This is a genomic window from Pseudomonas sp. S2_A02 (genome assembly GCF_054668495.1).
In genome coordinates, this window is the sequence record NZ_CP162776.1 from 3144620 (window position 1) to 3168566 (window position 23947).

13 protein-coding genes are annotated in these 23947 nt (G+C 57.6%); 5 read left to right on the plus strand and 8 right to left on the minus strand.

Annotated elements, in window-relative coordinates:
* Positions 1-278: 278 nt before the first annotated feature.
* From aceE to msrA, 5 genes are all read left to right on the plus strand, one after another.
* Positions 279-2924: a pyruvate dehydrogenase (acetyl-transferring), homodimeric type gene (gene aceE / locus AB4O41_RS14430; protein ID WP_460148228.1), complete on the plus strand. Its 2646-nt coding sequence runs from the start codon at positions 279-281 to the stop codon at positions 2922-2924.
* 11 nt (positions 2925-2935) lie between these two features.
* A complete protein-coding gene (gene aceF, locus AB4O41_RS14435; RefSeq protein ID WP_460148229.1) occupies positions 2936-4885 on the plus strand; it encodes a dihydrolipoyllysine-residue acetyltransferase in 1950 nt (649 codons plus the stop codon).
* A 283-nt stretch (positions 4886-5168) separates the two neighbouring features.
* Positions 5169-6563 (plus strand): alkaline phosphatase D family protein, encoded by a 1395-nt coding sequence (locus tag AB4O41_RS14440; RefSeq protein WP_460143651.1) that lies wholly within the window; start codon positions 5169-5171, stop codon positions 6561-6563.
* A 238-nt stretch (positions 6564-6801) separates the two neighbouring features.
* Positions 6802-9495, plus strand: a complete 2694-nt coding sequence (locus AB4O41_RS14445; protein ID WP_460143652.1) for a putative bifunctional diguanylate cyclase/phosphodiesterase — start codon at positions 6802-6804, stop codon at positions 9493-9495.
* Positions 9496-9730: 235 nt separating this feature from the next.
* Positions 9731-10378 carry a peptide-methionine (S)-S-oxide reductase MsrA gene (msrA, locus tag AB4O41_RS14450; RefSeq protein WP_460143653.1) on the plus strand — a complete coding sequence of 216 codons (648 nt, stop codon included), beginning with the start codon at positions 9731-9733 and terminating at the stop codon, positions 10376-10378.
* 124 nt (positions 10379-10502) lie between these two features.
* Here the strand turns inward: msrA and AB4O41_RS14455 are convergent, their stop codons facing one another.
* The 8 genes from AB4O41_RS14455 to putP all read right to left on the minus strand — a co-directional run bounded on the left by AB4O41_RS14455 (position 10503) and on the right by putP (position 23741).
* Complete coding sequence (locus AB4O41_RS14455) at positions 10503-11342, minus strand: 23S rRNA (adenine(2030)-N(6))-methyltransferase RlmJ (protein ID WP_010464314.1); 840 nt, start codon at positions 11340-11342, stop codon at positions 10503-10505.
* Positions 11343-11651: 309 nt separating this feature from the next.
* Entirely contained in the window at positions 11652-11975 is a 324-nt protein-coding gene (locus AB4O41_RS14460) for a hypothetical protein (RefSeq protein ID WP_460143654.1), read from the minus strand.
* Positions 11976-12863: 888 nt separating this feature from the next.
* Complete coding sequence (locus AB4O41_RS14465; protein ID WP_460143655.1) at positions 12864-13283, minus strand: hypothetical protein; 420 nt, start codon at positions 13281-13283, stop codon at positions 12864-12866.
* Between the two features lie 641 nt (positions 13284-13924).
* Positions 13925-14326, minus strand: coding sequence for a hypothetical protein (locus AB4O41_RS14470; RefSeq protein ID WP_460143656.1), 402 nt, complete (start codon positions 14324-14326; stop codon positions 13925-13927).
* A gap of 24 nt (positions 14327-14350) precedes the next feature.
* On the minus strand, positions 14351-19141 hold the full coding sequence (locus tag AB4O41_RS14475; RefSeq protein ID WP_460143657.1) for an RHS repeat-associated core domain-containing protein: 4791 nt from the start codon (positions 19139-19141) through the stop codon (positions 14351-14353).
* Positions 19141-19878 carry a DUF4123 domain-containing protein gene (locus AB4O41_RS14480; RefSeq protein WP_460143658.1) on the minus strand — a complete coding sequence of 246 codons (738 nt, stop codon included), beginning with the start codon at positions 19876-19878 and terminating at the stop codon, positions 19141-19143. Before AB4O41_RS14480 ends, AB4O41_RS14475 begins: the two co-directional genes overlap by 1 nt.
* Positions 19868-21886: a type VI secretion system Vgr family protein gene (locus AB4O41_RS14485; protein WP_460143659.1), complete on the minus strand. Its 2019-nt coding sequence runs from the start codon at positions 21884-21886 to the stop codon at positions 19868-19870. Before AB4O41_RS14485 ends, AB4O41_RS14480 begins: the two co-directional genes overlap by 11 nt.
* 370 nt (positions 21887-22256) lie before the next feature.
* Complete coding sequence (gene putP, locus AB4O41_RS14490; RefSeq protein WP_460143660.1) at positions 22257-23741, minus strand: sodium/proline symporter PutP; 1485 nt, start codon at positions 23739-23741, stop codon at positions 22257-22259.
* Positions 23742-23947 lie beyond the last annotated feature (206 nt).

The window sequence follows — 23947 nt, forward strand, 5'->3', positions numbered from 1 at the left end:
TTTTGGCAGCGATCATCAAGCCTTCACCTTTTTTGGTTGGCAAAAGACCAACCTTAACGATTATTCTCACAACGCAGCCGGAGGCCACAAGCCGATCTTCTGTAGTTTTACTACTCGTCTATACATTCGAAAGGCTGAAATGCCCGATGATTTGTAGTAAAACTACACGCCGCCGGAACATACCTCTCGGCAATCCAAGAATTTATATCGTCTGCCCACAAGGCCAGTCGCAAACTCAGGCAACCGATTCTGGAAGCCTTTCCGCCCTGGAGCAAGCCATGCAAGACCTCGATCCCGTCGAAACCCAGGAATGGCTGGACGCCCTGGAATCGGTTCTCGACAAAGAAGGCGAAGACCGTGCTCACTATCTGATGACCCGTATGGGCGAACTCGCGACCCGTAGCGGCTCGCAGCTCCCTTACGCCATCACCACGCCTTACCGCAACACGATCCCCGTTACCCACGAAGCACGCATGCCTGGCGACCTGTTCATGGAACGCCGCATTCGCTCGTTGGTACGCTGGAACGCGATGGCCATGGTAATGCGTACGAACCTGAAAGATTCTGACCTGGGTGGTCACATCTCCAGCTTCGCTTCCAGTGCGACCCTGTATGACATCGGCTTCAACTACTTCTTCCAGGCCCCGACCGACGAGCACGGCGGCGACCTGATCTACTTCCAGGGCCACACTTCGCCAGGCGTTTACGCCCGCGCATTCATGGAAGGCCGCATCACCGAAGACCAGATGAACAACTTCCGCCAGGAAGTGGACGGTCAGGGCCTGTCGTCCTACCCGCACCCATGGCTGATGCCTGACTTCTGGCAGTTCCCGACTGTATCCATGGGCCTGGGCCCGATCCAGGCGATCTACCAGGCACGTTTCATGAAGTACCTGGAAGCCCGTGGCTTCATCCCGGAAGGCAAGCAAAAAGTCTGGTGTTTCCTGGGCGACGGCGAGTGCGACGAACCAGAATCCCTGGGCGCCATCTCGCTGGCTGGCCGCGAGAAGCTCGACAACCTGATCTTCGTCATTAACTGCAACCTGCAGCGCCTTGATGGCCCGGTTCGCGGCAACGGCAAGATCATCCAGGAACTCGAAGGCGTGTTCCGCGGTGCTCACTGGAACGTGACCAAAGTCATCTGGGGCCGTTTCTGGGACCCACTGCTGGCCAAAGACGTCGACGGTATTCTGCAACGTCGCATGGACGAAGTCATCGACGGCGAGTACCAGAACTACAAAGCCAAAGACGGCGCGTTCGTTCGTGAACACTTCTTCAACACGCCAGAACTCAAGGCGATGGTTGCAGACTTGTCCGACGACGAGATCTGGAAACTCAACCGTGGCGGCCACGACCCGTACAAGGTCTACGCGGCGTACCACGAAGCGGTCAACCACAAAGAACAACCGACCGTCATCCTGGCCAAGACCATCAAAGGTTATGGCACCGGTGCCGGCGAAGCGAAAAACACTGCGCACAACACCAAGAAAGTCGATGTCGACAGCCTGAAGTTGTTCCGTGATCGCTTCGACATTCCGGTCAAAGACGAAGAGCTGGAAAACCTGCCGTTCTTCAAACCGGAGCCAAACAGCGCCGAAGCCCGTTACCTGAGCGAGCGCCGTACTGCACTGGGCGGTTTCGTGCCACAGCGCCGTGCCAAAAGCTTCGACATCCCGACGCCACCGCTGGATACCCTCAAGGCAATCCTGGACGGCTCGGGCGACCGTGAAATTTCCACCACCATGGCCTTCGTGCGGATCCTCGCGCAGCTGGTCAAGGACAAGGAAATCGGTTCGCGTATCGTTCCGATCATCCCGGACGAAGCCCGTACCTTCGGTATGGAAGGCATGTTCCGTCAGTTGGGCATCTACTCCTCCGTCGGCCAGCTCTACGAGCCAGTCGATAAAGACCAGGTGATGTTCTACAAAGAAGACAAGAAGGGCCAGATCCTCGAAGAAGGCATCAACGAAGCGGGCGCCATGAGCTCCTTCATCGCTGCCGGTACTTCGTACTCCAGCCACAACCAGCCAATGCTGCCGTTCTACATCTTCTACTCGATGTTCGGCTTCCAGCGTATCGGCGACCTGGCCTGGGCCGCTGGCGACAGCCGCACCCGTGGCTTCCTGATCGGCGGTACCGCAGGCAGAACCACGCTGAACGGCGAAGGCCTGCAGCACGAAGACGGTCACAGCCACATCCTCGCTGCCACCATCCCGAACTGCCGCACCTATGATCCAACCTACGGCTACGAGCTGGCGGTGATCATTCAGGACGGCATGAAGAAGATGACCGAAGAGCAACAGGACGTCTTCTACTACATCACCGTGATGAACGAGTCCTACCAGCAGCCAGCCATGCCGGCCGGTGCCGAAGAAGGCATCAAGAAAGGCATGTACCTGCTCGAGGAAGACACCCGCGAAGCGGCGCACCACGTTCAGCTGATGGGCTCCGGCACCATCCTGCGTGAAGTCCGTGAAGCGGCGAAGATTCTGCGTGAAGAGTTCAACGTCGGCGCTGACGTGTGGAGCGTTACCAGCTTCAACGAACTGCGTCGCGATGGCTTGGCCGTCGAGCGCAGCAACCGTTTGCACCCGGGCCAGAAGCCTAAACTGAGCTACGTCGAAGAGTGCCTGAACGGCCGTAAAGGTCCGGTCATCGCGTCTACCGACTACATGAAGCTGTTCGCTGAGCAAATTCGTCAGTGGGTCCCGTCCAAGGAATTCAAAGTCCTGGGCACCGATGGTTTCGGCCGCAGTGACAGCCGCAAGAAGCTGCGTCACTTCTTCGAAGTCGATCGTCATTTCGTGGTGTTGGCAGCCCTGGAAGCTTTGGCTGACCGTGGCGATATCGAACCTAAGGTGGTGTCTGAAGCCATCGCCAAGTTCGGTATCAACCCGGAAAAACGCAACCCACTGGACTGCTGAGGAGACACTCTGTGAGCGAACTCATTCGCGTACCTGACATCGGCAGCGGTGAAGGTGAAGTAATTGAACTGTTTGTGAAGGTCGGCGACCGTATCGAAGCTGACCAGAGCATCCTGACCCTTGAGTCGGACAAGGCGAGCATGGAAGTGCCTGCGCCGAAGGCCGGTATCATCAAGAGCCTGAAAGTGAAGCTGGGCGATCGCCTGAAAGAAGGCGACGAACTGCTGGAACTGGAAGTCGAAGGTGCTGCTGCGGCAGCCCCTGCGACTGCCGCAGCGCCGGCTGCCAAGGCTGCACCTGCACCTGCCGCGAAAGCGCCGGCTGCTCCAGCTGCCGCGCCTGCTGCTGCCAGCGTTCAGCAAGTACACGTGCCGGACATCGGTTCGTCGGGCAAGGCCCAGATCATCGAGATCCAGGTCAAGGTCGGCGACACCGTCGCGGCTGATCAGTCGCTGATCACCCTGGAATCCGACAAGGCGAGCATGGAAATTCCATCGCCTGCCGCTGGCGTGGTCAAGGCCATCAGCGTCAAGCTCAACGACGAAGTCGGCACTGGCGACCTGATTCTGGACCTGGAAGTGGCAGGTGCTGCTGCGCCTGTTGCTGCCGCTCCGGCCCAGGCTGCTGCACCTGCCGCCGCTGCTCCGGCGCCTGCTGCTGCCCCGGCTGCTCCGGTTGCCGACAGCGTTCAGGACATCCACGTTCCGGACATCGGTTCGGCTGGCAAGGCCAAGATCATCGAAGTCCTGGTCAAGGCCGGCGACACCGTTGCAGCCGACCAGTCGCTGATCACCCTGGAATCCGACAAGGCGAGCATGGAAATTCCATCGCCTGCCGCTGGCGTGGTGGAAAGCGTTTCCGTCAAGCTGGATGACGAAGTCGGTACCGGCGACCTGATCCTGAAGCTGAAAGTCAAAGGCGCGGCACCTGCTGCGGCTCCGGCTCCAGCCGCTGCTGCACCTAGTGCTCCTGCCCCTGCCGCCGCAGCGCCCGCTGCTCCGGCACCGGCCGCACCTGTTGCTGCACCAGCCAAGCCAGGCGCCAAGGTTCACGCAGGCCCGGCGGTGCGCCAACTGGCCCGTGAGTTCGGCGTCGAGCTGAGCGCGGTCAGCCCAAGCGGCCCGCACGGTCGTGTGCTGAAAGAAGACGTGCAGGTTTACGTCAAAGCCATGATGCAGAAAGCCAAGGAAGCACCGGCCGCTGCGGCTGGCGCAACCGGCGGCGCGGGCATCCCGCCGATTCCGGTCGTGGACTTCAGCCGCTTCGGTGAAACCGAAGAAGTGCCGATGACTCGCCTGATGCAAATCGGCGCGTCGAGCCTGCATCGCAGCTGGCTGAACATTCCTCACGTGACTCAGTTCGATTCTGCTGATATCACCGACCTGGAAGCGTTCCGTAATGCTCAGAAAGCCGTTGCAGAGAAGGCTGGCGTCAAGCTGACCATCCTGCCGCTGCTGCTCAAATCCTGCGCGCACTTGCTCAAGGAGCTGCCGGACTTCAACAGTTCGCTGGCGCCAAGCGGCAAGGCGATCATTCGCAAGAAGTACGTGAACATCGGCTTCGCCGTTGATACCCCTGAAGGCCTGCTGGTACCGGTCATCAAGAACGTCGACCAAAAGAGCCTGTTGCAACTGGCAGCCGAAGCCGCTGCGCTGGCCGCCAAAGCCCGCGACAAAAAGCTCACCGCTGACGACATGCAAGGCGCCTGCTTCACCATTTCCAGCCTCGGCCACATTGGCGGTACCGGCTTCACGCCGATCGTCAACGCGCCGGAAGTGGCGATCCTCGGTGTATCCAAGGCAACCATTCAGCCAGTCTGGGACGGCAAAGCCTTCCAGCCGAAACTGATGCTGCCGCTGTCGCTGTCCTACGATCACCGTGTGATCAACGGCGCCGCTGCTGCACGCTTCACCAAGCGTCTGAGCGACCTGCTGGCGGACATCCGCACCATCCTGTTGTAACACCGGCCGGCCCTTCTTCACCGGAGGGCCAGTCGCGTCCCATGCTTTCCGAGCGCCACGCTCGTACCTCAACCCCGCCAATTTGGCGGGGCTTTTTTTGCCCTGAAGAAAGCCCTCCCCTGCACCTCATTCCTACACATATGGCTTACGCCACCTACAACTCGAGTCCACTTCCGCCCGATATTTTTTGCGAACCAATAACTAGGCTTAGTTTGGAGGTTCTCTAAAGTAAACCTCAGTAACTTAATCTGCTTAGTTAGCATTACTTCGAATGGATTCGAACATGTTCAAACCGACTGTCGGCCCGATTATTGGCCACACTACAACTAATCACACCCGTATTTTCTTGCGCGGTAATTCACAGAACAATGCACTGGCATTTGCAGGCATTCGTTATCGACGCACCGGTGAGGAATACTGGTCCAAAGGCGTATTTGCAAAACTGACAAACGTGCGCGACCTGTCTGATGTGATTGCACTCAACGATCTTGCCACCGATACCGACTATGAATATCAGGCTGGCTGGTTCAGCCCCATGAACCCGGTGCATACCGTCGAATCGGTTCAGGAGTTACCGCTGCAATGGCCGCGGGAGATCTACCGCTTTCGCACGCAATCCAGCAAAGCCACCACGCCACGGGCCTATATCGCAGGCTCATGCCGTTACCTGCGAATGACCGCCGGCATTGCCTGGGCCCCGCATTTGGGCGACCGGATCTTTGCCTCGATCACAAGCCTGGCGGAACGCGCCGAGCCGCCGATCAGCGCCATGCTGATGACTGGCGACCAAATCTACGTCGATGACCTGAACCTCGTGGCCCCCGACCGGGAATACAAGGACATTCTCAGCAAATATCGCACGGCTTTCTCTCAGCCTCATATTTCGAAGTTAATGTCCGGCGTGCCAACTTACATGATCCTCGACGACCATGAAATTGAAGACAACTGGCCTGCCAATGAGAGCAAGGCCGATGCCTACTTATACAAAAACGCCATGACGGCGTATGAGCTATATCAAGCCAGTCACAGCCCTGCTTGTGAGTTGCTTGCCAACGGGCAAGTAAGCAAAAAACTGCAACAGTATTGGTATCAATTCTCCGATGGCGATATCGAATGGTTTATCACCGACAGCCGAACCCGACGCAATCTGTCGGCCAGCGACCGGCGTATCCTTGATGAAGAGCAGGAACAAGCGCTACTCAAATGGTTGATCAACAGCCCGGCCCGGGTCAAATTCGTGGTCACCAGCGTCATGTTCTACCCCGACCGCAAACTTAACGGCGACGACGCCTGGAAAGCCTTCCCGGAACAACGACTACGGCTGCTGGAGACGATTCGTACGCACGGCATCAAGAACGTCTTCTTCATTTCCGGCGACGTCCACGGATCGCTGACCAGTCGCCTGACTCACAGCGAGGACCCGGATTTCGAAGTTCATACCCTCGTGTCTTCACCGCTGTGCAACAGCAAACTGCTGCCGTATGCCAAAGCATCCACCTTCATCCTCGATCAGGCGTTGGCCCGAACGGCCGCGGGAGATTATCGGCATGAGCTGACCAGTGAGGTGATCAGCCAGGATAATTTCGCGCATCTGATCGTCGATGCCGAACAGGTCCGCGTCAGTTATCACGATCGGGATGGCAAGCAACTGCAGTCGACAGCCATAAAATTGCGTTGATCCCGGAACAGATCGCAGCCTTGCAGGAGCTGCCGAAGGCTGCGATCTTTTCGGCCAAAATACATTACTTCTGGCCCCTCGCTGGAGAAATCTTCGCCCCTGCCGACATATTCTTATAGCACTTGGCCTTCATGTCTCTTGTCAGTCGGTGTTGCAATGATGCAACCTTGCCGCAGGCAACAGTAAAGAGGGCGAGAGCCCGGCGCGATCAGCATTTTCGAAGCGAGTTTCCCTCCATATGAAGAGCCAACCCGATGCCGCCAGCCGTATGGTGGCCGAGGTAGTGACGCAGTTGCCAGTGCCCTCGCGGCTCGGCATGCTGCGTTTCGAACGGCTGAATGAACCGAGCTGGGCCCTGCTGTTTCTCGACCCCAATTGCGAACGACAGTTTGGCCTGCCGGCGGTGGAGCTCTGTGCCCTGGTCGGCTCGCCTTACGCCAGCCTGATGGAGCCCGAGGCGCGCTATCAACTGCACGACACGATCCAGCAGCAACTCGCCGATAGCCCGCATTACCTGATCCGCTACACCTTGCACACCGCCGCAGGCGTACTGAGCCTGCTGGAACTGGGCGAAGCTTACAAACAACACAATCGACACCTGCTGCGCGGCTACCTGATGGTGGTGGACGGTCTGTTCGACGGCGAACCGCTGACGCCGGCGCTGGACCTGGAAACCCAGAACTCACGCCTGCAAATCGCCCTGGAACTCAATCAACGCGCCCAACAGGAACAACTGCAGCACCTGGACCGGGTGCGCGCCCAGCAAGACCTGATTCTGCTGCTGACCCGCCAGCGCTACAGCACCAACAATTCCCTGCAAGAAGCCGCCGAGCTGATCACCCGCAGTGCCTGCGACATCTATGAAGTCGACTGCGCCAGCCTGTGGAACCTCGACGGCTCGCTACTGACGCCGATCTCCGCCTATCACCGCGTCACCCGGGGTCACCGACTGCCGGAGCCGATCGACGTCAGTGTTTTTCCCGATTACCTGGACGCTTTGCACGCCGGGCGCGCTATCGATGCCCACAACGCCATGCGCGACCCGCGCACCCGGGAAATAGCCGAGAGCCTGCGCCCGCGCGACGTCAACGCCATGCTCGACGCCAGCATCCGCATCGATGGCCAAGTGGTCGGTGTGCTCTGCCTGGAGCAGACCGGTGCGACCCGCGCCTGGCAGTCGGACGAAATCGCCTTTGCCGGCGAGCTGGCGGATCAATTCGCCCAGGTCATCAACAACCACAACCGCCGCACCGCCACCAGCGCACTGCACTTGTTCCAGCGTGCGGTGGAGCAAAGCGCCAACGCCTTTCTGCTGGTCAATTGCGATGGCGTGGTGGAATACGTCAATCCAAGCTTCACTGCGATCACCCAGTACACCACCGAGGAAGTCCACGGCCAGCGGCTGTCGGAACTGCCGGCGCTGGAAAACCTCAGCGAACTGTTGTTCGACGCGCCGTCGGCGCTGGCCAAGAGCAACAGCTGGCAGGGCGAGTTCAAGAGCCGGCGCAAAAACCTCGAACCCTACTGGGGACAGCTGTCGATTTCCAAAGTCTACGGCGACAACCGTGAGCTGACCCACTACATCGGCATCTACGAAGACATCACCCACACCAAGCTCGCCCAGCAGCGCATCGAGCGCCTGGCCTATACCGATAACCTGACCAACCTCGGCAACCGCCCGGCGTTCATCCGCAACCTTGATGAACGCTTCGCCCGAGACAGCGATACACCGATCAGCCTGCTGCTGGTGGACATCGACAACTTCAAGCGGATCAACGACAGCCTCGGCCACCAGACCGGCGACAAACTGCTGATCAGCCTGGCGCGACGCTTGCGCAACAGCCTGAGCCCGAGCGGCAGTCTGGCGCGCTTCGCCAGTAACGAATTCGCGGTGCTGCTGGACGACACTGACCTCTCGACTGGCCAGCAGGTCGCCAACCAATTGCTGGCGACCCTCGACAAACCGATGTTCGTCGATAACCAGTTGATCAGCGTCACCGGCTCCGTGGGCCTGGCCTGCGCGCCGCTGCATGGCCGTGATCCGCAGACGCTGATGCGCAACGCCGGCCTGGCATTGCATAAGGCCAAGGCCAATGGCAAACACCAAGTGCAGGTGTTCACCGAAGCGCTGAATGCCGAGGCCAGCTATAAATTGTTCGTCGAGAACAACCTGCGCCGCGCCCTGACCCAGAACGAGCTGGACGTGTTTTACCAGCCCAAGCTGTGCCTGCGCAGCGGTCGCCTGCTGGGCATGGAAGCGCTGTTGCGATGGAACCATCCGGAAAAAGGCATGATCCGCCCGGACCAGTTCATCAGCGTCGCCGAAGAGACCGGGCTGATCATTCCGATCGGCAAATGGATCGCCCGCCAGGCCTGCCGCATGAGCAAAGACCTGACCGCCGCCGGCCTGGGCAATCTGCAAGTAGCGATCAACCTGTCGCCCAAGCAGTTCTCCGACCCGGACCTGGTGGCGTCCATCGCCAACATCCTCAAGGAAGAAGAGCTGCCGGCGAACCTGCTGGAGCTGGAACTGACCGAAGGCCTGCTGCTGGAAGCCACCGAAGATACGCACCTGCAGCTCGATCAGCTCAAGCGTCTGGGCCTGACCCTGGCGATGGACGACTTCGGCACCGGTTACTCGTCGCTCAGTTATCTGAAAAAATTCCCGATCGACATCATCAAGATCGATCGAAGCTTCATCCACGAAATCCCCGACAACCAGGACGACATGGAAATCACCTCCGCGGTGATCGCCATGGCCCACAACCTGAAACTCAAGGTTGTGGCTGAAGGCATCGAGACCGCCGAGCAGTTGGCCTTCCTGCGCCGCCACCGCTGCGATGTCGGCCAGGGCTACCTGTTCGACCGACCGATCCCGGGTGCCGAGCTGATCGAAAAGCTCAAACGCTACCCGCGCGGCCCAATCGCCTGACCACACCGCAATCCCTCTGGGAGCGAGCCTGTGGCGAGGGGGCTTGCCCCCGCTTGAGTGCGTGGCACTCACAAGATCTTTGGTACATCAGAGATTTTGGGGCCGCTTCGCAGCCCAACGGGGGCAAGCCCCCTCGCCACGGGCTCATTCCCACAGGGGTAGTGCGTAACTGACCGGCATTAGGCACACTGGCAGTCTGTGTATTTACATCTCAACCTGACTGAGAGGACTGATCATGGTTCTGCGTTCGGAAATACTGGTGAACAAAAACGTGCTCCCGACTCAAGAACAAGCTCTGCCTGGCCGCGAAACCCCAATGACCGTGCCGGAAAAACACTTCGTCCACGACGCCCCGCTGCTGGGCCCGTTCGTCACCGACGTGGATTTCGCGATCTTCGGCCTGGGCTGCTTCTGGGGCGCGGAACGCAAGTTCTGGCAGCGCGAAGGCGTGGTCAGTACGGCGGTGGGTTACGCCGGCGGCTTTACGCCGAACCCGACGTATGAAGAAGTCTGCTCGGGCCTGACCGGCCACAGCGAAGTGGTGCTGGTGGTCTACGAGCCGGAAAAAGTCAGCTACGAAGCGCTGCTGAAGATGTTCTGGGAACTGCACAACCCGACCCAGGGCATGCGCCAGGGCAATGACATCGGCACCCAGTACCGCTCGGTGATCTACGCCACCAACCCGACTCAACTGGCCGCGGCCAAGCACAGCGAGCAAGTATTCCAGGCCGAGTTGACCAAGGCTGGCAAAGGCACCATCACCACCGAAATCGAAGAAGCCCCGACGTTCTACTTCGCCGAGGCGTATCACCAGCAATACCTGGCGAAAAACCCTGAAGGCTATTGCGGGATTGGCGGTACAGGCGTGACTTGCCCGATCTAACCGCGCACCGATCGTTCCCACGCTCTGCGTGGGAATGCCGCCGGGGACGCTCAGCGTTCCGCTTTCAGGTGACGCAGAGCGTCACGGGATGCATTCCCACGCAGAGCGTGGGAACGATCACTGGTCAACTCTCAGCAATCAACCAATCCATCTGCCACCCACCCTGAGTCTGCCCAAGCTTCTTGGACAACCACGGCAGCAACTCACGCAATTCCTCTTCCAGCCCCCACGGCGGATTGGCAATCGCCAACCCCGAGCCATTCAAGCTATTGGGCGTATCCAATGGATGCACCAACAACTCCACGCGCAACAACTTCGGCGCGCCCGTGCCGGCCAGGTCCTGATAAAAACGCCGCAACATGCGCTGGTCCTTCACCGGGTACCAGATCGCCGCCACCGTCTGCCGCATTCGGCCAATCGCCTCTTTCAACGACGCCGCACAACGCTGCATCTCATCAAGCTGCTCGAACGGCGGATCAATCAACATCACCGCCCGCTTCTCCTGCACCGGCAACATCGCGCGCGGCACATGCCAGCCTTCGCCCAAGTGAACCTTCACCCGACGATCACCGGCCATATTGTCCTTGAGCAGCAAGCCGTCTTCGGGGTGCTTCTCATTGAGCATCACCCGATCCTGCGGCCGCGTCAGACGCCGCGCCAACTCCGGCGACCCCGGGTAATAGCGCAACTGGCCATCCGGGTTCATGTCGTGCAGCACCTTCATGTAATCGGCAGTCAGCGCCGGCAAATCCGGCTGATCCCACAACCGCGCGATCCCTTCCAGGTACTCACCGGTACGGCTCGCCTGATCGCCCTGCAGGTCATACAGACCAATACCGGCGTGAGTGTCGAGATAGGCAAACGGCTGCTCCTTGCGCGACATCAAGGCGATGATGCGGGTCAAAGTCAGGTGTTTGAACACATCGGCGTGATTGCCGGCATGGAAGGCGTGACGATAATTCATGATTGCTCCTGCGAAGGCCGGGAAGTTTACCTTGTACCGAGGCGAACGTCAGGGCCTCACAGCCGAGCGGGCAGTTGCAGCCCCACAAACCCTGTGGCGAGGGGGCTTGCCCCGTTGGGCTGCGAAGCAGCCCCCAAAATATCCCGCCACATCACAAAACCTGTGGCGAGGGAGCTTGCTCCCGCTCGACTGCGAAGCAGTCGCCAAACCAAACCCCTCGGTACAACTGACATTACCGAGTCGCAGGTTTTAGGGCCGCTGCGCGACCCAACGGGGGCAAGCCCCCTCGCCACAAAAAGCCGTAAGCCGCTAGTCCGAAGGCCGAGCCCGCAACCGCCGCCCAATCACATCCAGCACATCACACCCATCCCGCAACGGAATGGCACACAGCAGCGCAAAATCACTAAGAATGAACGACTCACACTCAACCGAACCGCGCATCGACAGGTTCTCAAGCACCTGGGTCACGGCGCGAATTCGATAACTGGCAGCGTCGTACAAAACATCGAGCGGCGCGTGGGTATCGACGAACAGAGTAGGCATGTCGGTGCAATTGCTGGTGAGGGCCATGAAGCGGTTATCGGGATGGGGAACTGGTTTTTCGTAGGGTGGATCGGGGTGAAGATTTTTCATTTTTTTAGACCTTGGTGATTGAGTTAAAAGCTACCAACGGCCTTCCTACGGGCTTGGGTGGCAGCCGTACGCGGGAGTAGGAAACTGAGCAACTCACCAAACTCAGCCACGCCGTAGCGTGCCCCGCGCACAGCCGCCGCGAACGATGTTACGGACACAAGTTAAGTGCCGCAATCAAACGACAGCGCTGATGCGCGGTGAGTTGTCCAAGGTTCCTACACCCTGCCACTGCATTTGCAGCGACAGCCAAAGACTATCCATGGATCTCACTTCGCACCAGTTCATGGAAACCGATACGGTTTGAAGGAAACTTCCGACGACCTTGCCCAGAAATTTCGCTCAAAAAAACAAACGTGGCGAAAGGCTCCACTGAAGCTTGCTTGATTTCGCCATCTGTTAAATCCACAACCTATAGCTGCCGCTCAACAACGACAGAATTCGGCCCAGAGTGTGTAAAAAAGCCTGCCACTCTCTTACCGTCAACTTCAGACGGAACAGAATAATAAGTTATCAAGATCGATCTCGGCGTAGCTCCCCAAATCGCCCTTATAGAGACAGATCTTGGAAACTCCTAACTCGGACTGTAAGAACTCAACAAGTTTTCTAAGGTTACCGTTTTTAGACATCGTAGTCGGACGTACTACCGTTGCCTGTCCGGGCTCGTCATCGTAAAGTCTGATCAGAAATACATCCTCTTCGTTCTTTATGTCGTAGTTATAACCGCGGTACGCATATCCAACATCGTAGTCGACATCATCAAAGCGAGTAAATTTCACTATCTTCAAAGTAGCAGTCTAAGCATAAAGAGCATAAAGGGGACGAATTTATTTATTACTCTTGAGAATGCCGACGCGTGGGAGTCCAGACTGACAGGCATCACCTTATCCATCACCAACTGTCCCGATCTTCAAGACTCGCCAAAAGAAGATCTTCCTTCCATGCCTCCTGAGCCAACATATAGACATCTTGAAGAAATCCACGGGGATCCTCCAATGCATACCACTCACCACGCGGCCAACTACCTGCATCTTCTTCATCTATATCAAACAAACTCTGAAAATCATAAGACGCATCGTTTAGCTTTTCCGCTAGAAAGTCCATCAGCACGAGCTTATGTCTATAGGACAGATAACCTAGATTCAAGCTGTATCTTTTGATCAGCTCCGCTCTGTCAAAGCGGTCATTAGGATTAAATACTTCCAGTTCCGCACCCCGAGTTTTCTCGCGATCATAAACATCAAAAACGCCAATAAACCACATCAAATCTGGTTGAAACTCTTCATTTAAAAATGGATCTCGCAACATCATTTCCTCCCCGAAGGACAAGTAAAAAACCAAGCAGATTTATTTATTCCTGCATCAGCTTTCCTAACCACAAGTCGACACACCACCCCAACTTAAACAAAAGCGGTCATATTGGGATGCGACAACAAAACGCGACAAACCAAAAAAGCTTCCTACTCAAACAACTTAAGATCTAATCTAGAGCAACACTCGCAGTAGAACCTAGAGTCACTGTCGCGTTGATCATGCCTAAAATCCAGAACCTGCTTGTATAGAGACTGAATTGCAGGATCATTAATAACCCGCATACTATCCAGGACCAAACAAAGCTCATATATTTCGTCTTCACGCCTTACAAGCTCTTGTCTATATTCATCTCTCGACATAATTCCGCGAAATCTAGAAAAATGAAAAGGCAATTTAGTACCGCGCCTAAACACCCATAAGAAAGAGTGCGACAACAACCTAGCAAAATACAACCTACTCGGGCATTTTGGATCTGCAGCAAACTCCAGCAACCCCTTCGCACCAAAAATACTCTTTACTGTACTTTCGAGAATTGCAGCATCACCATCATCGCCACTTTCATACATGTCAACAACGACGCCATCGTTATACGCCCATTCCAGCATCAACTCTCGCGTTATATTCTCAGACACTACAATTCACCAACCAGATTGATCTTCGAGACTAGCTTTTTGAAGATCATTCTTCCACTCTTCGCTGGCCAGCCTATATATATCCTCAAAAAAGCCGCGAGCGTCATCTATTTGCGTTTCGTCCCATGCGACACAAGTATTCTCATCGTAATTACTTTCGAATTGTCCAGAAAAATCAAACTCCGGAAGCTTTAATGACGCCTCAAGCAGCTTAACCATTAAAAATCTATGCCTGTAAGTAAGATCATCAAAACGAGTTAATATAAAGTCTCTTATAACCACTTCTCTATCGGCTTCATCGTTCGGATCGTACCCCGACAAAGCGACGCCCAGAGTTTCTTCAATATCATATGTAGAAATACCTCCCAGCCAATATGAAAGCAGGGGCTCAAACGGTAGATCGAACATGGGCCACTTCAACATCTCAACATCCTAATTTGGGAACGCCGTATAAGGCTTTTTTATATCCTGCCGGCGAAATCTAACTTCAGAATAATCTAGCACATCTACATATCTTGGATTGTTTCTGTCCCTGTTATTTGGTTTATACCCTCTACCAGCATTTGGCATCTCTTTTCTCACAATCGGATCTCCTCTAGCAGTGAATCCTGTAGGCGCGGGAGGATTTCGATTCATCCTAGATACTGCATCATTTATCGCGTTAAGCTGCAGTAACCAGCTATTGAATTGAGAGCTAGAATTAACCCCCTCCATTACTCTTGGTTTAGTCGGGTGACTCCCATCAATAGACCTTTGCTTTAAAGCTGCATCTGGTATTTCGGGATTATGCTTCGCAACGGTATGCATGCCATACAATTCCTCAAGCTCCTCGACCCGCCGCTTAGCGTTCGCCTCAGCCAATTCATCAATCCGCGCCCTACGCTGCTCTCCCGTCAGCCTCGGCAGCGGCGGCTCACCCTCATCCACCCTAGCGCCAGTCGTATCATCCGGCGCCGAACACCCAGGCTTATTCGGCGGCGGGCACTGCCCGCTCAACCCCAACGGATCAACCCACCCCGTCGGATTCGGCGTGTACTGGTACTGATTCAGCCCACCCGCCAACTTCACCGGGTCCGGCGTCAGGTAGCGACCAATCTCAGGATCATAGTACCGATGCCGGTTGTAATACAGACCGCTCTCGGCATCGAAATATTGCCCCTGAAACCGTAACGGTTGCTCAAGTTGCTCGCCGCCGCCGAGCGCCAGGTGCGTGACTTTGCCGTAGGCGTTGTACTTCGCCGACCACACGATCTCGCCACTAAAATCAGTCAGTTCCTGCGGCGTGCCGAGGTGGTCGAGTTGGTAGTAGAACGGGCAGGCTTTGCGCGGTCCTTTGCCGTCGAGCATGGCCAGCGGGCGGAAGCTGCCGGGTTCGTAGACGTAGCTGCGGTAGTGTTCGCGGCTGCTTTCGGCGATGAGGTTGTCGCCTTGCCAGAAGAACTCGGTGGTGTGGCCGTCAACGGTTTTGGCGATGCGGCGGCCGAAGGCATCGTAGCGGTAGCTGGCGGTGCGACCGTCTGGAGTGGTGACGCCGACCAGGCGGTGTTGGCAGTCGTAGCGGTAGTCGGTGACGAGTTTTTGCCCGGTGCCGCGGCGTTCGCGGATCAGGTTGCCGAAGGCGTCGTAGTCGTAGTGGCGGTCGCCTTGCATGAGCAGGCGATTACCCATCACCTTCGCGGCGCCGGGGCGGTCCTGCATCAGCAGATTGCCGGCCGGGTCGTGGGCGAAGGTTTCCGCTAGGTCGTCGCGGGTGTGGCGCACGCGGGTCAGGCGGTTGAGCGGGTCGTACTGGTAGCTGCGCTGGCCGTGGCGGGTGTCGGCGATGTGGTCGAGATTGCCGTTGAGGCTGTAGGCATAGTCGCGGCGGTAGAGGTTTTTTTGCTGTTGGCTGATGGCGTGGGCCTTCAGTCGACCCTGATCGTCGTAGGCAAAGTCGCTGAGCAACCGGCCTTGCTGGCGTTGTTGTTCGCGGCCGAAGGAAAATTGGTGGCCGGTGAGCCGCGCGCCATTGAGGTCGATGGTGGTGAGCGCGCCGCCCTTGGCGTGGTGGTAATCGAGTTTGCTGCCGTCCGGCAGGCGCAGGCGATTGAGTTGACCGCAGGCGTCGTAGCCATAGCGCAACGTGCCCCAGCCCTGATGTTCGGTGATCAGTCGGTCTTGTGGGTCGTACTCGAATTCCAGCGGATGGTCGTGGCCGTCGTCGACGCCGATCAGCCGGCCGAGGCTGTCGTAGCGGTATTCGACCTTGAGGCCGTCGGGCAGGGTTTTGACCCGCAGTCGCCCGGCCGAATCCCGCTCATAGGCGGTAACCAGTTGCGGACCGTCAGCGCCGAACTCGGTTTTCTCCAGCAGATGGCCATTGAGGTCGTAGGCGTACGCGGTGCGCTGGCCGTCGAATCCGGTTTCCTGTCGGATCAATCCGCCGGGGGTGTAGTCCAGCTGATATTTTTCGCCGGATTCGTTTTCGATTTCCGTGAGCAACAGCTGTGCGTTGTCGTAGCGATACTTGAGCTGGGTGCCGTCGGCATTGAGCCGGCGGCTGACCAGGTGCAGGTCGTCGAGGTATTCGTAGCGCGTGACGCGACCGAGTTCGTCGCGTTCGGCGGTGATCTTGCCGTAGGCGTTGTAGCTGTAGGCGCGACTGGCACCGGTAGGCAGCGTGGTCTGGATCAGTCGGCCAACGGCGTCCCATTGCGACTGGGTGACCGCGCCATGTTCGTCCTGACGGGTCGTCTGCCGGCCCAGTGCATCGTAGGAAAAGCGCCGCACACCACCGTCGGGCAGGGTTTCCTCGATCAGTTGCCCCAAACTGTTCCAGACGAACACATGCCGGCTGGTGTCGGGGTAGCGGATCGACAGCAACTGACCTTTTTCGTCGTAGTGGTAATAGGTGATCTGGCCGTCGGGATCGGTCGCTTCGGTAATGTCACCCTGGGCATTGCGCAGATATTTCCACACCGCTTTATCGCGATAACGGGCGTGCAGGAAACCGTTGCGATACTCGTAGGACGTTGGCTCGTCTTCCGGCGGAATCAGCGCCACCAACCGTCCGACTTCGTCGTAGCGGTATTCGGTGACGGCTCCGAGCGGATCCTGCTCGGCAATTAGTCGACCTTGGTCGTCATAGGCCTTGAGCTGTTCACCACCATTCAGCTCGACCTTGCGCACCAGCCGCGCGCGGTCGTCATGAAGGTAAACCTCTTGGCTGCCATCGACGTTATGAACCGTGACGCTGCCCTGGTCGTCCCAGACATAGCACGCATCCATCTGCGCAAACGACGCCCAATGCCGGACGCAACGGGCCGCCTTGCCGGACCGTTCCCACGCCCAGAAGAAACTCGCCCCACCGGCCAGTTGCCGTTGGAGGATGACGTGCTGGTCGTCGTAGTCGTAGCGTTCGCTTTCACCGGCGGCGTTGCTGGCTTCGATCAGTTGTGCGCGTTCGTCGTAGGTGTAACTGACCAGGGTTTGCTCGGTTTTCCAGCACTCATCAAGGGTCTGGGCCGGGATAAACACCTGGTAGTCGACGGCGACCAAGTGGTTGTGTTCATAACGCAAGCGCAAGGCGCGGCCGGAGCCGTTGTCGAGGCGCTGGATGCGCTCATGGCGGTCGCGGGTGATGCGCAAGCGGTTGTCGTAGGCGTCGCTGATGGTCGTGAGTCGACCGTGGCGAAAGTGATAAAACCGTGCGTCGTCGCCGGCCTGGGCGAGGATCAGTTCTTCGGGTTCAGCCCCGAGATAAATCGCCGCGCGCGACAGGCTATTGTGGATCGCCGGGCGTTCAACGGTCGGTTGCGGGAACGTGGTGCGACGGTTTTCGTGGTCGATCCAGATGACACTGTCGCCGTCGATGTCCAGTCGATGAGAGAGCGAATGACTCCAGCCGAAACCGAGGCCGCAATCGATCTCGGCGGCGCTGGTGCGATAGAGCCGGGTGAAGTCGAACGACAGGATGCCGTCCAGCGCACCGTCGGTGAGGGTCAGCAGTTCTTCGCCGGTGACCATCGACACCGGGCATTTGTTGGTGGCGGTTTTATTCGCGGAATCGGCACTCTCGCCGTTGGGGTTTTTCGCCTGATCCGGGACGTTGTCGTGGTGTTCGTTTTGCTTGAGTGTGGTGTTGCGCCTGGCATCCCAGCGCAGTTGCATCCGACCTTTTTTCAGACCCGCTGCAACACCGCGTGCGGCGACCGCTTTGTACTGGTCGACGTACTTCATGAAGGTGTTGAGGATATTGAAAGTGGCCTCGACGAAACGCATCGCGAGACTGGCCAGCAACGCCCCGTACTTGATCCCGCGAGCTGTTAAATAGGCCTTGGCGGCGGGTATACCGACACCCGTCCAGGCCAGCGCCAAAGCAATCAGAATATCGATCAGCACCGAGACAATGACGTGGCTGGCCACCTCTGCCGAGTTGCCAGCCATTTCGCTAGGCGGTAACGCCGAAAGCCAAAGACTCGCAGCACGAAACAGCAGACAAAGCGCCGCTTCATCGCTAGCCAGCAGCATGGCTTTTTCCATCGTTGCTGGTGATTGCTTCGCCAGATCGATGAGTTGCTGCGCACTACTGCCAAGTTGTTCAAGGTGAGCGTCAGGATTCTTGAGGATGTCAAAGACAAGACTCAGTCCATCCCAAATGCCCATGACTGCTGCCCAACTTCCCGCCAGCATTCCATTACCAGCAGCCGCAAAAGTCGACTGCGACCATTGCGGCTTGAACCCCTCCCATTCCTTGCGCAACCAGCCTTCCAGCTCTTTGGTCAGGCCGTCGTAGGAGGAGAAAAGATCATCGATTTGAGTCGAGGTAACTTCACTCTGGACATGAACACGGTAGAACTTTCCGGGTAAGCCTTCGAACTGCCCTTTACCGTTTTCATCAAGCGTCACAGGCGTCGACTTACCACCATCCTCCGCAATGACATCGACCTGAATATTCCCCAACGGAATGTCATAAACCGATTCAAACTTGCTCTCGATTTCCAGAATTCCGCCTTCCGGACACTGCGCAACGCTGGAGAGAAAATCGTCATCACGACTGCTGACCGATTTGCTGGTATTTCCCAGCTTGATCTTCCGTTCCATGTCCATCAGCGACGGCATATCTGTCGCTCGGCTGACCCTATCTGCATTCCGGCTCAGGAAGCTGCCAAGTTGTTGGCGATACAAACTCAAGGTGTCTTTGAAACCGTCGAGCTCCTGCTCGATCCGCACGATCTGATCCATCAGTCCAGCTCCGCTATCAGGTAATCCACCAAGGCTGATTTCGGTGCTTGAGACAGGTCCGGCGCTTGCAAGAAGATCGCAATTTTGTGCCGCAACACACTCATCGAAAACGCGTCGTAAAGGTCTGGGCGGTCCTCGCTCAACCACTTCATCAAGTTGTTGATGCGGGTTGTGGCGGACTCAGTGGCGAGGTGTTTGAGCAGTGATTCAGAAACTTCCCACCACGGGAAAACCCTGGAGGTTTTCACCGCACTGCCGCCGATATCGAGCGGTTGCCCATTGATCAAACAACGGTCGATGACAGGCATTAACTGCGTGGTGTTAACGTCGGCAGACTGAAAAATCGACAGCAAATAACGCCCATCCCAGAAACGGAAAAACACCGCGCTACCGTTGGGCATCAGGACTTGCGTGAGGCTGCGCAAATGCTCGACCAGCGCTTCTTGAGAAACAGAAGAAACCGCCAACCACCCCCAATCGCGAGACTCAGTGGTGGCAACCCACTCCAGAAACTCACCGCCAGCAGCGACGATTCCGACATAGGGCATCACCGCTTCCCACTCGGCATACTCCGTGTCAGCCCAAATCGGGCTCGGCGCTTGAGCCGTGATCGAGCGCTGCCAGGCTTTGAACGGTTCAGCAGCACTGGCACTGCTGAAGATCGCGAACAGTTGCTCCGAAGGCTTCAGTGGCTGGCGCTCCAGCCAGTCGTGAGGTGACAAGGCATCAGGCGGCACAAACACCGTCCTTGCAGCGCTCGCATTCTTCGCAGAATGGCGCGTCGCTTTGCAGGCTGAGTATTTGTGCGGCACTGAGCAGCGCCGCCGGGGCGGCGGCGAGTTTCAACGGAACGTCCGGCAGGCTCGGCGCCGCAGCCATGGCCGCCATCGGTGCGCCACCGACCTGGATCGGCACGCTGCTGAAAATCCCGCCGGGGCCGATGTTGATCCACTGCCCGCCCGCTTGAATGGTCGCGCTGGCGCCGCCGTCGATGACCACTTGCTGACCGGCGCTGACGTGGAATTGCTTACTGGCGTTAAGGGCCTGACTGGTCACGCGAATGTGTCGGTCGCCGACCACTACCAAGTGATCGTCCAGCCGCACTTCGGTCTGGCGCTGACCGTGGGTGATGCGTTTTTCGTCAGCCTTCAGCTCATGACGGGCGGTGCCGGTGACGACGATGCTGCGGGCGTTATCGACCTGCACCTGTTGATCATTCAGCACATGCTGAGTCCAGTTTCGCTGGGCGCGCAGGTAGATTTCCTCGGCGCCCTTGCGATCCTCGATGCGCAATTCGTTGTAACCGCCACCACCGGGACTACTTTGGCTGCGGAAAATGCTGCGGGTCTTGTCTGCCGGCAGATCAAGAGGCACCGGGGTCGCTGCGTTAGGCAGGCAGCCCATAACCAGTGGTTTGTCGGCATCGGCGTCGACGAATCCCACCAGCACTTCCATACCGACGCGCGGAATCATCACGCTGCCGTAGCGGTCGTGCGCCCAGCCAGTGGCGACACGCAGCCAGCAACTGGAATGCTCGTTGAGCTGACCGTCACGGTCCCAAGCGAGTTGGACCTTGACCCGACCGTACTCGTCGCAATGGATTTCGCTGTCAGTCGGGCCGGTGACTACGGCGGGCTGATAGCCAAGCATGCGCGGCTTTTCTGGCCCCAGCGGCGGGCGAAAGGAAACGTCCCACGGTGTCGCCAGAAAGGTATTGCGATAGCCCTGGAAATCATCCGGGCTGTCGCTGGTGGCCGACTCTTCAAGCACCTGCGGCTGCCGGCCACGGTGTTCGATTTCAGTGATCAACCACAGGTCATTCCACGCCTGACGCGGGTGTTCGGCAAGGTGTAGGAAATGCCCACTGACCAAAGCAGATTCGTCGCCGCGACCTTCGGCCTGACGGTAATCTGCCCCGTGGCGCTCCAAGATCCGTTGAGCCAGATGCTTGCCGCGTTCACGATCGGTGAATTGGCCGGGAAAGTGGTAGTCCTCAAGCACCGGTCGCTGCTCGCTGTCGAGGCGGCTTTCGAGTTGCAAACGCGGTTTACGGAAGTCGTAGTCCCTGCGAGTGACCGCTGTAGTCCGGGTTTCCAGCCGCACGCTGAAACGCTTGATCGCTGGCGCATCTGCCGCCATCCCACTGCCCGGCAGATACAGCGTCGGCTCGGGCAACCGGGGGAAAACCGTCTGGTCATCGCCGAACACCAACAGATGCCCATCGGGGCTGTGCTGGAAGTGGTAATGAATGCCGACTTCGGCACACAGCCGCTGGATGAACGCCAGATCGCTTTCGGCGTACTGCACGCAATACTCGCGATCGGGGTAGTCGCTGCCGAGCTGGAACTCGAAGGCATCGCGCTGGATGCCGTGGTCCTTGAGGATTTGCGTGACGATCGCCGGCACGCTTTTATGCTGGAAGATTCGCTGATTGATGCGCCGAGCGAGGTACGCCAGACGCGGTACGAGACTGATTTGGTAGCCCGTCAGACGTTGGCCGGAATCGCTCTGGCCGACGCGAAAAATCTGACCGTGAATACCGGAACCTTGTGCATCGAAACTCAGAAACGCCTGACGGTGCAGCAGGCTTTCGAGGTCAATGTCGGGCCGTTCGCTGACCAGTTCCAGGTCAAAGCGGTAGGGTTGGCTGATGGCTTCCTTGCCCGTGAACTCAAGTACCTTGAGCTCATTCTGGACGCCGTCGAGGGTCAACGTGAAACGCGGTTGATTGGCAGGCGCGAACATCCGATGTGTCTCTGCAGAATGAAGGCGGGCGATTCTGCATGAGCGACAAGGGGTGTTGAGGGAGGGACAGGGAAATCAGATTTGTCCTGCTTTTTTAGGGATTTTTCCTTCAAAAATCGGGATAGAGAACTACAGACATTCCTGTCAGAAGCACCACCGAACAAATGTGGGAGCGGGCTTGCTCGAGAATGCGGTGTGTCAGTCGACATCAACGCCGCCTCTCACACCGCATTCGCGAGCAAGCCCGCTCCCACAGTGGAACTTCGAGGCTTCACGTCTTGCGCCAAAAAAACTGAAAAAAAGGCCCGCTTCCAGTAGGAAGCAGGCCGTTTCGTTGTAGCCGAAAGGTCAGAGCATCAGCCCCTCCCCATCACTGGTTCAGGCGGAAATCCTTCTCGGCCGCGGCAAAGCGCTGAAGCATGCCGGTGGTCGGGGTGCCCATTTTGCTGACGAAGTAGATCGCCAGGCTGGCGAAGATGAAACCAGGGATGATTTCGTACAGGCCCAGCAGTTCGAAGTGTTTCCAGACGATTACGGTGATCGCGCCGACCAAGATGCCGGCCAGTGCGCCGTTGCGGGTCATGTTTTTCCAGATCACGGAGATCAGGACAACTGGACCGAACGCAGCACCGAAACCAGCCCAGGCGTAGCTGACCAGACCCAGTACACGGTTATTCGGGTTAGCCGCCAAAGCGATGGCGATCAGGGCAACCAGCAGCACCATGGCACGGCCGACCCAGACCAATTCAACCTGGGAAGCGGTTTTACGCAGGAAGGTTTTGTAGAAGTCTTCGGTCAGGGCGCTCGAGCACACCAGCAGTTGGCAGCTCAGGGTACTCATCACTGCAGCCAGGATGGCCGACAGCAACACACCGGCAACCCATGGGTTAAACAGGATTTTCGCCAGTTCGATAAACACACGCTCGTGGTTTTCGCTCACGGGCATGGCCACGGCAGGGTTGGCCGAGAAGTAAGCGATACCGAAGAAACCTACAGCGACGGTGCCGCCCAGGCACAGGATCATCCAGGTCATGGAGATGCGACGAGCGTTGGCGATCGACTTGACCGAATCCGCCGCCATGAAACGCGCCAGGATGTGCGGTTGGCCGAAATAGCCCAGGCCCCAGCCCATCAGCGAGATGATGCCGATGAAAGTGGTGTTTTTCAGCATGTCGAAGTTGCTTGGATCTTGTGCTTCGATCGCCAGGAACGTGGTGTCGATGCCGCCAGTCGCCAGCAGCACGATGATCGGCGTCAGCAGCAAGGCGAAGATCATCAGCGTGGCTTGTACGGTGTCAGTCCAGCTCACTGCCAGGAAACCACCGACGAAGGTGTAGGCAATCGTCGCCGCAGCACCGGCCCACAGCGCTGTCTCGTAGGACATGCCGAAGGTGCTTTCGAACAGACGGGCACCGGCCACAATGCCGGAAGCGCAGTAGATGGTGAAGAACACCAGGATCACGACCGCGGAGATGATCCGCAGCAGGCCGCTTTTATCTTCAAAACGGCTGGAGAAGTAATCCGGCAGGGTCAGTGCATCACCGTTGTGCTCAGTCTGCACGCGCAGACGGCCGGCGACGAACAGCCAATTCAGGTAAGCACCAATGATCAGGCCGATGGCGATCCAGCTTTCGGAAAGACCGGACATGTAGATAGCGCCTGGCAGGCCCATCAACAACCAGCCGCTCATGTCGGAAGCGCCCGCGGAGAGCGCGGTCACGACGCTGCCCAGGCTACGACCGCCCAGAATGTAGTCAGAAAGGTTGTTGGTGGAGCGATAGGCCATGAAGCCGATCAGCACCATTGCTGCGATGTAGATCACGAACGTGATCAGGGTTGGATTGCTTACGCTCATTGAGTTACGCCCTGGCATTGTTTTTATGTAACGGCGGCTAGTGAACCGCTCGCAAACGATGATGTTTGACAGACGATTCCGGATCCCGCGCATTTATGACTGATGTTTCCCCAGGAAAGCCATCAGCCGGCACACCGATCTTTTTGACCGGTTGCACCTTGGCCGCGAATGCTATTCAACAAAGCAAATAAGGTGCAACCAGTTTC

Bases quoted from the DNA above. Each gene is read 5' to 3' on its own strand.
- aceE (WP_460148228.1), top strand. From the start codon at position 279: ATGCAAGACCTCGATCCCGTCGAAACCCAGGAATGGCTGGACGCCCTG.
- AB4O41_RS14440 (WP_460143651.1), top strand. From the start codon at position 5,169: ATGTTCAAACCGACTGTCGGCCCGATTATTGGCCACACTACAACTAAT.
- AB4O41_RS14445 (WP_460143652.1), top strand. From the start codon at position 6,802: ATGAAGAGCCAACCCGATGCCGCCAGCCGTATGGTGGCCGAGGTAGTG.
- msrA (WP_460143653.1), top strand. From the start codon at position 9,731: ATGGTTCTGCGTTCGGAAATACTGGTGAACAAAAACGTGCTCCCGACT.
- AB4O41_RS14455 (WP_010464314.1), bottom strand. From the start codon at position 11,342: ATGAATTATCGTCACGCCTTCCATGCCGGCAATCACGCCGATGTGTTC.
- AB4O41_RS14460 (WP_460143654.1), bottom strand. From the start codon at position 11,975: ATGAAAAATCTTCACCCCGATCCACCCTACGAAAAACCAGTTCCCCAT.
- AB4O41_RS14465 (WP_460143655.1), bottom strand. From the start codon at position 13,283: ATGATGTTGCGAGATCCATTTTTAAATGAAGAGTTTCAACCAGATTTG.
- AB4O41_RS14470 (WP_460143656.1), bottom strand. From the start codon at position 14,326: ATGTTCGATCTACCGTTTGAGCCCCTGCTTTCATATTGGCTGGGAGGT.
- AB4O41_RS14475 (WP_460143657.1), bottom strand. From the start codon at position 19,141: ATGGATCAGATCGTGCGGATCGAGCAGGAGCTCGACGGTTTCAAAGAC.
- AB4O41_RS14485 (WP_460143659.1), bottom strand. From the start codon at position 21,886: ATGTTCGCGCCTGCCAATCAACCGCGTTTCACGTTGACCCTCGACGGC.
- putP (WP_460143660.1), bottom strand. From the start codon at position 23,741: ATGAGCGTAAGCAATCCAACCCTGATCACGTTCGTGATCTACATCGCA.